At 67.9% G+C, this 14387-nt stretch carries 11 protein-coding genes; 4 read left to right on the top strand and 7 right to left on the bottom strand.

Annotation, left to right across the window (positions count from 1 at the left end):
- Positions 1-645, top strand: a complete 645-nt coding sequence (locus KPL74_03325) for a hypothetical protein (protein ID QWT21051.1) — start codon at positions 1-3, stop codon at positions 643-645.
- On the opposite strand, the gene KPL74_03320 is transcribed toward KPL74_03325, so the two are convergent.
- The 5 genes from KPL74_03320 to KPL74_03300 form a co-directional block, all read right to left on the bottom strand.
- On the bottom strand, positions 629-3640 hold the full coding sequence (locus tag KPL74_03320) for a TonB-dependent receptor (GenBank protein ID QWT21050.1): 3012 nt from the start codon (positions 3638-3640) through the stop codon (positions 629-631). The two genes, KPL74_03325 and KPL74_03320, sit on opposite strands and share 17 nt — an antisense overlap.
- A gap of 135 nt (positions 3641-3775) precedes the next feature.
- A complete protein-coding gene (locus KPL74_03315; protein ID QWT21049.1) occupies positions 3776-5713 on the bottom strand; it encodes a hypothetical protein in 1938 nt (645 codons plus the stop codon).
- Between the two features lie 40 nt (positions 5714-5753).
- Entirely contained in the window at positions 5754-6677 is a 924-nt protein-coding gene (locus tag KPL74_03310) for a hexose kinase (GenBank protein QWT21048.1), read from the bottom strand.
- Entirely contained in the window at positions 6674-7597 is a 924-nt protein-coding gene (locus tag KPL74_03305; protein ID QWT21047.1) for a carbohydrate kinase family protein, read from the bottom strand. The genes KPL74_03310 and KPL74_03305 overlap by 4 nt, the downstream gene beginning before the upstream one ends.
- On the bottom strand, positions 7594-8808 hold the full coding sequence (locus KPL74_03300) for a hypothetical protein (GenBank protein ID QWT21046.1): 1215 nt from the start codon (positions 8806-8808) through the stop codon (positions 7594-7596). The genes KPL74_03305 and KPL74_03300 overlap by 4 nt, the downstream gene beginning before the upstream one ends.
- Before the next feature lie 80 nt (positions 8809-8888).
- On the opposite strand from KPL74_03300, the gene KPL74_03295 reads away from it, so the two are divergent.
- From KPL74_03295 to KPL74_03285, 3 genes are read left to right on the top strand one after another with little or no spacing between them, the layout of a single operon-like run.
- On the top strand, positions 8889-9794 hold the full coding sequence (locus KPL74_03295; GenBank protein ID QWT21045.1) for a hypothetical protein: 906 nt from the start codon (positions 8889-8891) through the stop codon (positions 9792-9794).
- A gap of 11 nt (positions 9795-9805) precedes the next feature.
- The gene (locus KPL74_03290) at positions 9806-11026 is read left to right on the top strand and encodes an amidohydrolase (GenBank protein QWT21044.1); all 1221 of its coding nucleotides are present in this window, start codon (positions 9806-9808) and stop codon (positions 11024-11026) included.
- Between the two features lie 11 nt (positions 11027-11037).
- Positions 11038-11841, top strand: a complete 804-nt coding sequence (locus tag KPL74_03285; protein ID QWT21043.1) for a DeoR/GlpR family DNA-binding transcription regulator — start codon at positions 11038-11040, stop codon at positions 11839-11841.
- A 5-nt stretch (positions 11842-11846) separates the two neighbouring features.
- On the opposite strand, the gene KPL74_03280 is transcribed toward KPL74_03285, so the two are convergent.
- Both KPL74_03280 and KPL74_03275 read right to left on the bottom strand, forming a co-directional pair.
- Positions 11847-13088 carry a hypothetical protein gene (locus KPL74_03280; protein QWT21042.1) on the bottom strand — a complete coding sequence of 414 codons (1242 nt, stop codon included), beginning with the start codon at positions 13086-13088 and terminating at the stop codon, positions 11847-11849.
- Between the two features lie 8 nt (positions 13089-13096).
- A complete protein-coding gene (locus tag KPL74_03275) occupies positions 13097-14374 on the bottom strand; it encodes a hypothetical protein (protein ID QWT21041.1) in 1278 nt (425 codons plus the stop codon).
- Positions 14375-14387: the final 13 nt, after the last annotated feature.

The following is a 14387-nucleotide window of genomic DNA, read 5'->3' as shown; positions in this document are numbered from 1 at the left end:
ATGCTTTTTTCCGATCCATTGGCGTTTCGGCCCATCGAAGTCCTTCACTGGCGGGAGCTTTGCGCCGCCGGACTGGACCGCGAACTGGCGGAGGCGGTGAATGCAGGTGACCGCGGCGCGTTGCCCGGCGACTTGATTCGCGCCGCACTGGCAACGAGTCCGTGCCAGGACATCGGAGAGTATTTCAGGTCATCCCAGTGGGAGCTCGAACTCTCGAGTGCGTTTTCGATTACCGCCGCCATGGAGGGTAAATTGCGTCTCGACGCGATGCAGAGAGCATCCACAGCCGCATCGAGCGGCCCCGTTGGTGTGCGCCTGAAACATCTCTACTCCCTTGCCCGAAAGGACTGGGCCGTCCCCCTATACGAGAACGGAATCCTTGACGCGTGGAAACATGAGGCGTGGTCGCTCGGCGAGGCATCCGTGTGCCGCGCCATAGGGTCATATGCTCCGTGGCTGGCTATCAGACACTGGATCGCGCACGGCCGCTACTGGAGTGCGAAACACGATTCCTCCAGGATCATGTCCTTGCATGCGAGTCGCGTGGTCGACAGGCTGGTCATCGAGCTCGATCGATTCTGCGAACTCAACGGGTGGCCGGGCTTCCCGGCCACCGCTTCGGTGGCATTCAGTAGTCGTAAGTAATCGAAAAACGTACGTACCTCGGATCCTGCAGCACCAGCGGCGTGCGGTAGAGAGGGTTGGGCGAACCGGTCGCATCCAGGTAGTAATGCGGGTTGATGCTCAACTCCGCCTGCTCGTTGGTGACGTTGAACACGTCCAGGTTCAGGCCCAGCTTGTGCTGTGCGAACGCGGGCGTCCAATGCAGGCCGAGGTCGAGCTGGCGTTGCCAGGGCATGTTGCCCGTCGATCCCGGCGGTGCGGGGCGGCCATCGCAGAAGTGGTAGTTCGAGTTGTAGCCTGCCGGATCGGAGTTGTCGTCGCCGAACAGGCCCAGGCAGGTCGACGGGCTGCCCGAGATCAGCGACAGGTTGCCGGAGACCATCCATTCCGGCGTGAGCTGCCAATAGCCGTACAGCTTCAGCTGATGCTTGTGGTTGTTACCCTGCAGGCCGTTGCTGTAGACCATCAGCGCCGGGAAATCCCAGTCTTCCGACTGCGACGGGCCGTCGGACTGCACGTTCGACTGGGTCAGCCCTTCGGTGTTGCCGTAGCTGCGCGAGTAGGTGTAATCGACGCGGCCGTACCAGGTGCCGTCGAACGGATGCTCGAAGAAGCTGTCCAGCGCGTAGTAATTGCGCTTGATCCGTGGAAAGCCCATCTCGGCGTTGCTGAGCTTCACGTCGTGCGCCTGGCCGGCGTCGTCGAGCACCACGAACGTGTTCGCCTTGCCCGGATTGATCAGGTAGCAGCTGTTCACCGAGCCCACGGTGATGCCCTGGGCGGCGGCGGCATCGGTGATCCGGTCCACGTCGCAGAAATCATCGATGCCGGTGCGCAACACGCGACGCGACAGCTTGGCGCCGTAGACCCACTCGTTGGCGATGCTCTTGCTGAAGCCGAGCATGTACTCGTCCTGGTATTCGGACTTCAGCCCCTTGGCCGTGACCGTGCGCGGGTCGGGCGGCACGCCGAAGGCGTTGTTGGCCGACACCGGCCCCGACAAGGCCGTCAGGCCGGTCGGCGTGCCATCCGCGCCGATGCCGGAGTAAGTGAAGTACTGCGTCGTGCTGGTGTAGCCCGCCGCCGCACTGAGGGCCGGCGCGAGCGGCGAGCCGAGGTAATACCGACCGGCGTTGCCGTACACCTTGAACGACGCATCGCCCTCCACGTCCCAGCTGAAGCCCAGCCTCGGCGCCCATTGCGGCTTCGTCTGCGTGATGTACGGCTGGCTGTCGCTGTTGTAGTTGGTGAACTGGTCGTTGCGCAGGCCGAGCGACAGCAACAGCCGATCGCTCACCTGCCACTGGTCTTCCAGGTACTGGGCACGCTCGGTGCTACGAACGGTCGCCACGGCGGAGGACACGTTCTTCATCACGTAATAGCCGCCCGCCCCGTCGGCCGTGCTGTTCGGCGCGGCGACGCCGAGGCTGGGCGCGGGGCTGTTGCCCGGCCGGGTGGTGAAGCCGTACGACCACGAATAGCCCGGACCCGACGTACGTGCCCCCTGGTCTTCGGCCGTGGCGGTGAGGTTATCGATACCCGCGGTGATCGTGTGGTCACCCAGCTGCCAGGCGAGGCTCACGCGGAGATTGTTCGAACGATTGCCCTGGTTGGGATCGTAGATGCTGGACACGGTCTGCCCGGCCGTCCGCGGGGATCCGCCCGTCACGGCCGGGTTCTGGTTCTCCGTGCCACTCACATAGGTCAGCGCGTCGTCGTAACCGACCGGCGCTTCGAAATTGCGCGTGTGCATCTTGCCGTACTGCGCGCTCAGCGTCAGCGTATCGGTCAGGTAACCGGTGTATTTCGCAGTCCACAGGTTGCCGCCGGTCTTGATCGTGTCGGCGTGCCCGATCTCCTCGCCACGCTGCAACGCGTTGAAATCGTACTTGTAGATGTCGCCACGGGTTTCGCGCGTATTCGACGCACCGGTCAGCTCGAGGATGTTGCTGTCGCTGATGTTCCAGTCGAGCTTCGCGTACCACTTCGGCATGTTGTACGAATACGAGGTGTATGGGCTGGTCGAGGTCACCGCGCCCAGGCGGTCGCCCTCGCTTTTCGCCCACTCGCCCGAGGCGAAGAAGAACAGCTTGTCCTTGACCAGCGGGCCGCCCACGTAAGCGTCGTACACCGTGTTCCAGCTGCTGTTCTTGCTACGCGGCACGTAGAGGTTGCCCGCGACCGGCACCGGCGGCAGGCCATTCTGGTAGTAGGTGTTGTCGTAGGACGAGCGCAGCGACGCGGGATCCCAGCTCAGCTTGCCGCCGAAGTGCCAGTCGTTGGTGCCGCGCTTGCCGACCATGTTGAGCACGCCGCCGTCCGAGCGGCCGTACTGGGCGCTGTAGCCGCCGGTGTACACCTCTTCCTGGTCGATCGATCCGTACGGCAGGGTCAGGCCACCCGCGGACTGCAACGGATCGGTGGTGTTGAATCCGTTGATGTAGTACGCGTTTTCATTGGCGGCCGAGCCACCGAAGCTGATCAGTGACTGCCCCGTGGGACCGGTGAAGCCACCCGCGTTTCCGACCACGCCCGGCGCCAGCCGCGCCGCCGCCTCGGCACTGAAGCCGAGCGGCAGCTTGGCCAGCTGCTGCGAGGTGATCACGGTGCGCGAGGACACGCTGGCGACGTCGATCGGCGGCAAGGTATTGGCCGACACCGACACGCCTTCCAGGTCCTGCGTACTGGACGCGGCGGCAGCAGCCGGTGCCGCGAACGACACGTCCGTCGCCACCCCGACCCGAAGCGCGACGCCTTCGTGGCTCTGCACCGCGGCGCCCGCCTTGCGCAGCGTCACCGTGTAGGTGCCCAGCGGCAGCTGGGCGATGGCGTAACGGCCACGTGCATCGACGGGTACGTCGCGCTGGAATCCGGTGCCGCTTTCGATGTGCACGGAATCACCCGTGCCTGCCGCCACCTGGCCACTGATCGTGCCGGTGGTCGACTGTGCCAGCACTCCCCCGCTGGCCAGGCCCGCCGCGATCACCGCGGCCAGAACGCGCTTGCGATACCTCATGCCCTGCTCTCCCCGTGCAATGAGCCACCCGGCATTTCCCGGAATGGCGGCAACACCCGTCCCTCGCGATGGAGCCCCCGCGTTCGCTATGGACCGGCTTTGTCGAACGCCCCCACGGCACGGGGGCGCGTGTGGTTAAGGCGTCAGTTCAAGAGTCATGACCTGGAACGGCTGCAAGGTCAGCGTGGTCGGCGCGTCCGCATCGAGCGTCTGCGCCGGCACCGCTGCATCGGCCTTCCACGGGCTCCGCGCCTTGAACCGGCGCGGTGCGCCCGGCGGCAGCTCGAGCTGGCGGTCGAGGTCCACGACGAAGGCCTGGGCCTTGTCCGAAGGGTTACGCAGGGTGAGAATCGCTTTCGCCGGCGTCCACGATGCCCAGCCATAGACATCCAGCCGGCCCGGATCGCCACCAACCCAGTGCGTATCGCGCAACACGTTCGCGTTCGTACGCGACCAGCGCGCGGCCTCAGCCAGGGTGTCCCAGTCGCCGGTGGAGAGCAGCTCCGGCGTGATGTACAGCTCCTGCAAGGCCGTGCCGCTGCCGAAGTACGAATGCACTTCGTTGGCGAAATCGTGGCCCGGATCGGTATTCAGCTTGCGGTTCTCGCGGGCGTAGATGATCCCGTGCAGCATCAGCGAGTTCAGCGGGAACAACGGGCCCTTCTCGACGATGTTGTGGTACGTCTCGCGGTCGCGGTAGGTGATCCAGCGTTCGCGCTTGCTACCCACGCCCACCAGTTCGTCGTCTTCGCCGTCGCGCCAGATCGAGTCGGCGTACATCAGCCAGAACGGCGACGCCAGCGTGCCCGTGGTGAGGTTGATGAAGAGGTCGGGCTTGGCCGTGCGCAGGTCGTCGATCAGGTGGATCGCGGCATCGAAATCGGAGTCGAACACGCTGCCGGGGAACACCTTGTTGGCGTTGCCGGTGCCGTCGAACTTGAACTGGTTGACGCCGTTGTCCTTCACCAGCGCCATGGTCACGTCGTGGAAACGCTGGTAGTACTTCGGACCGGAAAGAGCCATGCCCTTGTCGACGATCTCATAGCCCGCTTCGCCGGCACGCCGCGCCCGCTCTTTCGATGGCGGACCGTAGCCACCCCAGGGCGACAGCCACATGCCCGGCGCCGCGCCGTAGGCTTTCGCGGCATCGGCCAGCGGCTTGAAGCCGCGCGGGAAGTCCTTGCTGAAGGCCCAGCTGCCGCTGTAATCGTCCCAGCCGTCGTCGAACAGGAACGAGTCCAGCGTCACGCCGCGCTTGGTCGCCAGCTCGTCGCCGATGTGGTGGATGCGTTCGAGTGCCTGCTGCTCGGTGTACGGCGTGAAGTAACCGATGTCGTACCACGAGTTGTAGTGCAGGAAGGTGCGATAGGGATGCGCGCGCTCACGCTCGATGTAGGTCAGGAAGTCACGGCGCAACTGGTTATCGTGGGTCGCGCCGATCGCCGCCGAATAGGTCACCGAGGTGCCCTTGCGCAGCGGCAGCTCGCGTTCGACCCACATCTGCACCTTCGTGCCGCCGCTGACCAGGGTCTTCGACAAGGGGTTCTCGAGCCCGAGCCAGTCGTGCTGCGAAACCACCGGTGACCCGTCGACGCTGCCGACCACTTCCGAGTCGGGCAGCTTCGCCTGGAGCAGGTCCACGCGGCGCACCGGCTCGTCGGCCTTCAGCGCGGTGAGCGTGACGATTTCGCGCAGGTAATCGGAACCCTCGCGCTGCACCCAACGGACCTCGACGCGGAAACGCTGGTCCTTGTCGACATAGCGCGCGTCCAGGGCCTTGCCGGGCAGGCGCTCGGCGGCGCGCGAGGCCTTCGGGTCGGCCTTCAGCGTTTCGGTGCGCAGCTTGCCGTCGAGGCGGAAGTCGTTCGGACCGAGCACGCTATCGTCGGCCAGGGTCAGCTGGAAGGGCACGGCGATCGGCAGCTCGCGCTGGTTGATGTGGTCGGTGGCGACGACATCGGTCACCTTGCCGTCCGCTACCTTCCACGCGAGGGTCATCGCGCCCTTGCCGAAGTCGTCCGCCGCGGCCAGTGGCGCCAGCGTCATCGCGCAGGCACCCACCAACATGCGCATCCGAAGTCCTGCCTTCCCCATTCGTTTTCTCCCGAGCTTGCTAGACGTCCAGAGACGTGACGCGGACGAGCGGCCGCAGGCCATCCACCGTGTCACGCCGTATAAATCCGGTTTCTTCACCGAGTGCGTTCGCGGCGCCGCATGCCACCGCCAGGCGCAGCGCATCGCCGAGGGCTTCGCCGCGGGTCAGGGCCACGACGAGGCCGGCGAGGAAGCAATCGCCCGAGCCGACGGTGTTGCGGACCCCGGTGACCTGTAGCGCGGCGTGCCACGCGCCCTGCGCGTCGCAGCCGACGGCACCGAGGCCGCCCAGGGTCAGCACCGCGTTCGCCACGCCGGCGTCATGCAGGCGGCGCGCCAGCGCGGCGGCATCCGCCACGTCCGCCAGCGGCGTACCGAGCAGGTCGGCCGCTTCGGCCGCATTGGGCTTGAGCAGCCACGGCGAGGCCAGGGCGGCCGCGCGCAGGGCGTTGCCGCTGGCATCGATCGCACACGGCACGCGGACTTCGGTCGCGAGCCGCGCGTAGTAATCGTCGTCGAAGCCAGGTGGAAGGCTGCCCGTGCAGACCAGCGCGTCGCTCTCGTCCACCCAGTGGCGAAGGACCTGGTCCAGCACGAAGCGCGTGTCTTCACCGGGATCTTCGCTGCGTTCGAGGATCTCGGTGATGCGACCGTCGGCTTCGCGAATCGCCAGGCACTGGCGCAGCGGCACCGGCGAACGCACGGCGCGGAAATCGACGCCGCGCAGGCGCAGGCGTTCGGCGAATTCGTCGGCGTGCGCATCGTCGGTCAGGCCCACCAGGGTGACCGGCATGCCCAGCACCGCGATGGCCTGGGCCACGTGCACGCCCTTCCCGCCTGGGCGCTCGTCGGCACCACCGGCACGGTTGGCCTCGCCGGGCTGCAACGACTCCACGTCGACGAGGCGATCGATGGCGCTGTTGTAGCCGGCGACGGTAATCATGCGTCGTGGCCGATCAGGGCGAAGACGTCGGCGGCGGTCGCCTGCGCACCGGTGCCGCCAAGCGAGCGGGTCGACAGCGCACCGCATGCCGCGCCCCAGCGCATACAGCTGCGCATCGGCTGGTGGCGCAGCCAGGCGTGCAGGAAGCCAGCGTCGAAGCTGTCGCCCGCGCCGGTGGTATCCACGCTGTCCACGGGGAACGAGGGCATGCGCAGCACGCTGTCGCCCTCCAGGGTGAGGCAGCCATCGCGCCCGTGCTTGACCACGACCATCGGCCCGCGCACGGCGAGGCGACGCAAGGCCGTCTCCACTTCGTCCGTGCCGGCAAGCGCACACGCCTCGACGGCGTTGGGCAGGAAGACGTCGACCAGCGGCAGGGCTTCGCGCAGCCCGGCATCCCACTCGCCGCGCGGATCGAAACCCGGATCCAGCGACACCGTTAGGCCAGCGGCGCGTGCGCGCGTGACCAGGCCAGCGATGTCCGCATGCAGGTGGGTCTGCAGGAAATACGAGGAGATGTGCAGGTGGTCGGCGCCGTGCAGGGTGGCGTCGGCGATGTCCGCGCCACGCAGTTCGGCGATCGCACCGGGGAACGTCACCAGGGCGCGATCCGACGGGCCCGACAAGGCGACGGTGAGGCCGGTCTCGTGCAGCGCATCGATCACGACGCCGGTGGTATCGATGCCGGCGGCGCGCATGGCGTCCACGCAGAAGCGGCCGCGCTCGTCGTCGCCGACCCGACCGGCGAAACGCACGGTGTTGCCGAGGCGGGCCAGGCCAAACGCACAGATCATCGACGAGCTGCCCGGCACCTGGGCGGCGCCCGTCGCGAGCATCTCCGTGCCGAAGGTCGGCAAGCGCTCGATCCCGGTCAGGATCAGGTCGACATTGATTTCGCCGGCGACGACGACGGTGCTCACGCGGCGGCTCCCCCGTCATGCAGCGTGAACTCGCCGACCACGCGGGTCAGCACGCCTTCGGACGGCGTATCCGGGCGATGGCCCAGCTGCAGGCAGCGGAAAAACGCGAACAGCTGGCCGACCACGGTATGCACCAGCAACTGCTGGGCCGGCGGCAACGCGTAAAGACCGGGCAGCTCGATGGCCAGCCCGTGCGGACCGGCAAGGTCCGCGCCGACGTCTTCGCCGACGACGATGCGCGTGGCACCGAGCGATTTCGCATCCAGTTCGCGTAGCAGGTCGGCCTCGTAAGCGCGGATGCCGGCATCGCCGGACAGGTACGCGACGAGCACGCCGCCGCGGTTCAACCAGGCCATCGGCCCGTGGCGGAAACCGAGGAAGGTTTCCGCCAGCGTCACCGTGTCGCCGCCGCTCATCTCCAGCATCTTCAGCGCCGACTCGCGCGCCGCGCCATAGGCGCCGGCGCTGCCGAGGTACACCGCCGTATCGCGCTCGCCCGCGGCCATCGCGGCCAGCGCGTCGGCGTAGAGATCGAAGACCCGTTCCACCAGCGCCGCGGCGCCATCGGCGGGCCGTGTCGCGCCCAGTGCACTACCGGCCAGCAACATGTTGGTGAAGCTGCTGGTCATGACCAGGCTGCGATCGTTCGTCCGCGGATCCAGCACCACCACGCCCACCCGCGGTTCGTCGCGATAGCGCGTGGCCAGCCGGCCCTGCACATGGCAGGTGATCACCAGGTGGCGCCAGCCCGGCGCACGCGCCAGCACGGCATCCACGGCACCGACGCTTTCCGGGCTGTCACCGGAGCGCGCGATGGAAATGAGCAGGCCATCGGCGCCATCGACCGCCCCGCTGCGCCCGCCGGCCGACGCCATGGGCAGGCTCCCCTGCAGGTGGGTCAGCAGGTCTCCCGCCGCGACGGCACGCACCGGGATGCCCAGCTCGGCCTGCAGGACCGGGGCAAGCGCCTCGCCCACGTACACCGAGCTGCCCGAGCCGGTGATCGCGATCTGCGCCGGACGCGCGGCAAGCGCATGATCGAGGGCGGCGCGATGCAGGGCGCCCTGCGATCCGGCCGTCGCCCGCCACGTGGCAGGCTGCTGCAGGATCTCGCGCAGGGTGTCGGCGCAGCCCAGGGCTTGCTGCTGGGCTGCGGTCATCCCGCGCAGGCTGGCGAGGGTCGGAAGGGAATCGTTGGACGGAAGGGTCATCGTGGGGCTTGACTTACGATAGGTTGAAAACGAAAGATAACGAAACTTTCGATTGCAGAGTAGCCCCGAGGAATCACGACATGCAAGCCCCGACGATTGAAGCCCCCACGCTCGCCACCCTGGACCTCCCGCCCGGCAAGCGTACGCGCCTGCAACGGATGCTTTACGGCCACGGCCCGGGCAACGGCACCCTGCTTGTCCTGCCGCTGGACCAGGGCCTCGAGCACGGCCCCACGGATTTCTTCCCGCATCCGCCGGCGCTCGACCCCAGCTACCAGTTCCGCCTGGCAGAGGCCGGCGGGTTCTCCGCGATCGCGCTCGGCATCGGCCTTGCCCAGAAGTACATCGGCGAATACGCCGGCCGCGTGCCGCTGATCCTCAAGCTCAACGGCAAGACCAACATCCCCGACGACGGCGACGCGACCTCGCCGCAGTTCGCCTCGGTGGAAGATGCCGTGCGCCTGGGCGCCGATGCCGTCGGCTACACGCTTTACGTCGGTTCGCCGCGCCAGCACGACGAACTGCGCCAGTTGCGCCAGGTGCGCGAGGATTGCGATCGCTTCGGCATGCCGCTGGTGCTGTGGGCCTATCCGCGCGGCGCGGCGATCGATACGCGCGGTGGCAAGGGCTCGCTGTATGCGCAGGATTACGCCGCGCGCGTCGCGCTGGAAGTCGGCGCCGACATCGTGAAGCTGCACGAGCCGGACGATCGCCGCGACGGCGTGCCCGGCCCCTATGCCTCACTGGACGAAGACGCCGCCGGCCGCACGTCGCGCGTCGTGCGGTCCGCTGGCCGCACCATCGTGCTGTTCTCCGGTGGCGAGAAGAACGACGACGACGACGCGGTGCTGCGCAAGGTCGAGTTCTACATGCAGCAGGGCGCCACGGGCGTGATGTTCGGCCGCAACATGTGGCTGCGTCCGTTCGAGCAGGCCGTGGCCTTGACCCGCCAGGTCCATGGGATCATGCAGCGCTATTCGCGCTGAAAGGCTATCGGATGACCGACGACCGCCACGACGAAAGCTGGGCCGGCTGCCTGTGCTGTTCGCCGCCCGCCGCGCGTGCCGCGGGTGGCGGCGAGGCCGGCAAGAATCCGCTGGAGACGGCACCGGTCGATGCCAGCCTGCGCCTGGTCGACTTCGCCCCGCGCAGCATGCTCGCCGCGGGCGCGACGCGGATCGAAACGCCGCGCTTCCCGGTGATCGACATGCACACCCACCTGACGTGGATGAAGCACACCCGCGGCGGTGTGTCGCTGGGCGAGGAGATGGTGCAGTTCACCAGCCCTTCCGACCTGCTGCCCTTGATGGATCGCAAGGGCATCCGCTGCATGGTGAACCTCACCGGCGGCGTCGGTCGCGGGCTGGAAGATTCCATCGCGCGTTTCGACCAGGCCGCGCCGGGCCGCTTCCTGACCCTGACCGAGCCCTCGTTCCATCTGTTCGGCGAGCCCGACTACCCTGCCCGCCAGGCCGATGCGCTGGCCGCGGCGGCGCGGCTGGGCGCGCGTGGGCTGAAGCTGCTGAAGACGCTCGGGCTCTACCTGCGCGAAGGCATCGACAGCGGCGCGCTGGTCGGCCTCGACGATCCACGCTTCGATCCGATGTGGGAGACCTGCGCCGCGCACGGCCTGCCGGTGTTCCTGCACACGGCCGATCCACTGGCGTTCTTCCAGCCCACCGACCGGCACAACGAGCGTTACGAAGAGCTCGCCCACCACCCGGACTGGTCCTTCTACGGCGCCGACTACCCCAGCCACGCCGCGTTGATGCAGGCGCGCGACCGGGTGATCGCACGGCATCCGCGCACGACCTTCGTCCTGCTCCACGTCGGCAACCAGGGCGAGCGACTGGACGACCTCGCGCAGACGCTGGCGGCCTACCCCAACACGATGATCGACATCAGCGCACGGATCGGCGAGCTGGGCCGCCAGCCCCGCCGCAGCCGGGCCTTCATCGAACGCTTCCAGGACCGCGTGCTGTTCGGCACCGATGCGGTGCCGCCGCCGTTTGGCAATGCCGTGCCCCAGCAGCTGCTGTGCGACGAGCTTTACGAGATCTATTACCGCTTCCTCGAGACCGAGGACGAATACTTCGACTACGCGCCGGCGGAAACCCCGCCCCAGGGGCGCTGGTCGATCTACGGCCTGGGCCTGTCTTCGGCTATCCTGCGCAAGGTCTACCACGACAACGCGGCGCGCCTGCTGCACCTGGCCTGATAAGCGAACACATGAGCGAACGACGCGCGAAAACGCCGCCGAAGAAACTGCTGATCGAAGAGCGCCGGCGCGCCATCGTCGACCTGTTGCGCGACGAGGGCCGGGTCACCGTCGACGATCTCGTGGTGCGTTACGGCGTGTCGGCCGTGACCATCCGCGGCGACCTCGAGGCACTGGAGTTGTCTGGCTCGGCGAAGCGTTCGCACGGTGGCGCGGTGCCCGCCGAGCCATCGCCCCAGGACGTGCCGCTGCCGATCAAGGAAGCCCGTCGCCTCGCGGAGAAGCGCCGCATCGGCGAAGCCGCCGCACGCATGGTGGCCGACGGCGAGACGATCATCCTCGACTCCGGCTCCACCACGGTGGAAATCGCGCGCTGCATCCGCCAGCGCAAGTGGCAGTCGCTCACCGTCATCACCAATGCGCTGAACATCGCCCTCGAACTCAGCGGGCTGTCCACCGTGCGGGTGATGATGCTCGGCGGCATGCTGCGACAGACCTCGTACTCGCTGGTCGGGATGGACGCCGAGCGCGCCCTCGCCCGGCTTTCCGCCGACCGGCTGTTCCTCGGCGTGGACGGCCTGGACACCGTGGTCGGCGTCACCACGCCCGACCCGCAGGAAGCCAGCCTCAACGCGATGATGGTGAAGTGTTCGCGCGAGGTGGTGGCCGTGCTCGACGCCAGCAAGATCGGCCAGCGCAGCCTCGCCGTGATCACCCCGATCGCGGGCCTGAACGTCGTGATCACCGATACCAGCGCCCCGAAGGGCGCGGTGGACTCCCTGCGCGAGCAGGGCGTGGAAGTGCAGCTGGTCTGATCGGGCTAAGGCGTCGCGATCGGCCAGGTCCTCCCGGACGCGAACCCTTCGCTGCGATGTTCCATCCGCAGGCAGTGCCCTGCGCACGCCACGGTCAGCCGCTTTGCCAACGCGCCCACCGGTGCCGTGGCTAGCCGCCGTTCGAGCGGGTCGTGGCTGGGATGCGCCTGCAGCCACAGTGCCAACGCGCCCATGCGGAGCGTCGCGATGTAATCGGCGCCACGCGCGATCCGGCCCGAGAGGAGGTCGGCATAGTTCTGGTCGAAGGTCACGCTCGCAGGATCTACCGTCGGCACCGCGGTATCGTCGAGCATGGCCTTCTGTCCTGGCACCCCGCCCAGGGCAACGATGTAACCGAGAACCGCGAAGGCGTCGTCCGGATGGCCACCGACCTCGTTCGACCGGACGGCGAAAGCCCACTCGAATGCCGCCGCGCCACGATAATCAACATCCGCCGCCACAACCGGCGCCATCGCGACCTGGCATGCGTCGGGCACCTGGGCGCCCTCCGGCAGCGCGGCCATCATCTCCGCGGCCAGATGGACCTGGCTTCGTGCACCCGTTTCGGTGAACGCGGTATCGAGCACCGTGTTCGCGTGGGCATGCAGGCGGCGGAACGTCGCCGCGGCGGTGCATGCCATGTCCAGGCCACCGACGGCATCGCCATCGACGAAGCGGAGCGCGGCGGCGCTCGCCCAGAACTTCAGTGCGGGCAAGGCCCCGGCCACGGGCAACATGGAATCCGCGGGCATGGTGTTCCACCACGTGTCGTAGCCGGCGAGGGACTGCACGCGGGCGAGCAGGACCGCGTTGCGTACCAGCACCGCGCGGATCGCCTCGCGCCGTGCGCGGACCTGGTCGAGGCAGGAAGAAACGGCGAGACCACATAAGAGGGCGTAGTCGCCGTCAGGCACCGACCTGGAGGGCTTGCCCACCGTCGCCGCGGCGTACGGGAAGCGTGGCCACGCCCCGGTGCGCTCGTGCTCCGCGTGCGCGCCGTCCGTCCAGCGCAGGGCAATGGCCCGATCGGCCTTGTACGCAGCGTCAACCTGCGTCGTCGAAAGATCGAAACCAAACGACCAAAGCAACGGATAGGCATTGCGTCCCGGCGGCTGCGGCGGCATGCGCAGCTGCCCGGCCAGCGCGATCTGCGCGGCCGACGGCTTGTACCCCTGCGGCGGCGCATCGGCCGCCATCACGGTCCCGGCCAGCATGGCGGCCAGCATGGCGATCGATCCGGGGTTCATCCTGACCCTCATTCGTGGACGGACCATGTCTTGCCCTGCACCGGTCTCCAGCGCTCCGACATCTCGATGCACTTGCCTTCGCAGGCAACCGTGAGGCGCTTCGCGAGCGAGCCGGCGGGCGCCGCGGCGATCCGCGCGTCCAGTGGTTTGTCGGATGGGTGTTCGCGCAACCACAGGGCAAGCCCGGCGATCCGTATCGTGGAGAGATAGTCCGCCTCGCGATCGACCTGGCCGTTGAGGGAGCTGACCAGGTATTCGCGTATCTCCTTCGGCGACTCCACACCCTGCATCGCAGGCAGGTCGCGGCGCACCTTTGCCAGCACGGCATCCGGCAGGACAGCATCGTCGAGCATGGCGCGCTGCGTTGCCTCACTGGCGAGCGCGGCGTGGAAACCGACCATCGCGTAGTCCATGCCGCCCATGCCGCTCCTTTCGCTCGTGCGATTCAGGAACTGGTGTTCGTACGCGGCCATGCCTCGCGTGTCGACGTCGGCAAGCGTCGGGGCGGCGACCGCGTCGCGGCAGCTCTGCGGGACAGGTACGCCCGCCGGCGCCATCGCGAGGATTTCGACGACCAGGTGCATGCCCCGCCGCGCTCCCGCTTCGGCAAGGATGGCATCGACGAGGGTGTTCGCGTGGGCGCGCAACCGGCGAAAGGTACCCGCTGCGGTGCACGCCTCGTCGAGTCCACCGACCACGTCGCCGTCGACTACGCGGAGCGCGGCGGCTGACGTCCAGAACTGCAATGCGGGTTGCACGCGCGGCATCGGCAGGGCCACGTCGGCCGGCATCGTGTTCCACCATGTGTCGTACGAGGCCAGGCTGCGAACACGCGCAAGCAGCGCGGCGTGTTTGCCCAGGATCGTGCGCACGTCGGCCACGTGGCCACGTACGTGCCCGAGGCACGAGGGCGTTTCCTTGCCACAAAGCGCTGCGTATTCCTCGCGCGTTACCCTGGCAAACGGCGCGGCCATCGACGCGGCGCTGTGCGGAAACGGCGGCAAGTGATCCGTCCGCTCGAACGTCGCATAGGCTTCGCTCGCCCACGCGGCGGCTTTCTTCCGGTCGGCTTCGTAGGCCGCATCGACCTGCCCCGGAGCCAGGTCGTAATCGAACGACCACAGCAAGGGGTAGGCATTGCGCCCTGGTGGCTGCGGCGGCATGCGCAGCTGGTCGGCCAGCGCGATCTGTGCGGCCGTGGGCTTGTACACCTCCGACGGTGCGTCGGCCGCTGTCGCGGTCCCGGCCAGCATGGCGGCCAGCATGGCAATCGATCCGAGCTTCATCCGTTCCCCGTCC

Origin of the sequence: Bacillus sp. NP157 (assembly GCA_018889975.1) — a bacterium.
Classification (GTDB): Bacteria; Pseudomonadota; Gammaproteobacteria; order Xanthomonadales; family Rhodanobacteraceae; genus Luteibacter.
Note: the sequence above shows the minus strand (reverse complement) of the source record. Positions and strands in the feature narration are given on the sequence as shown.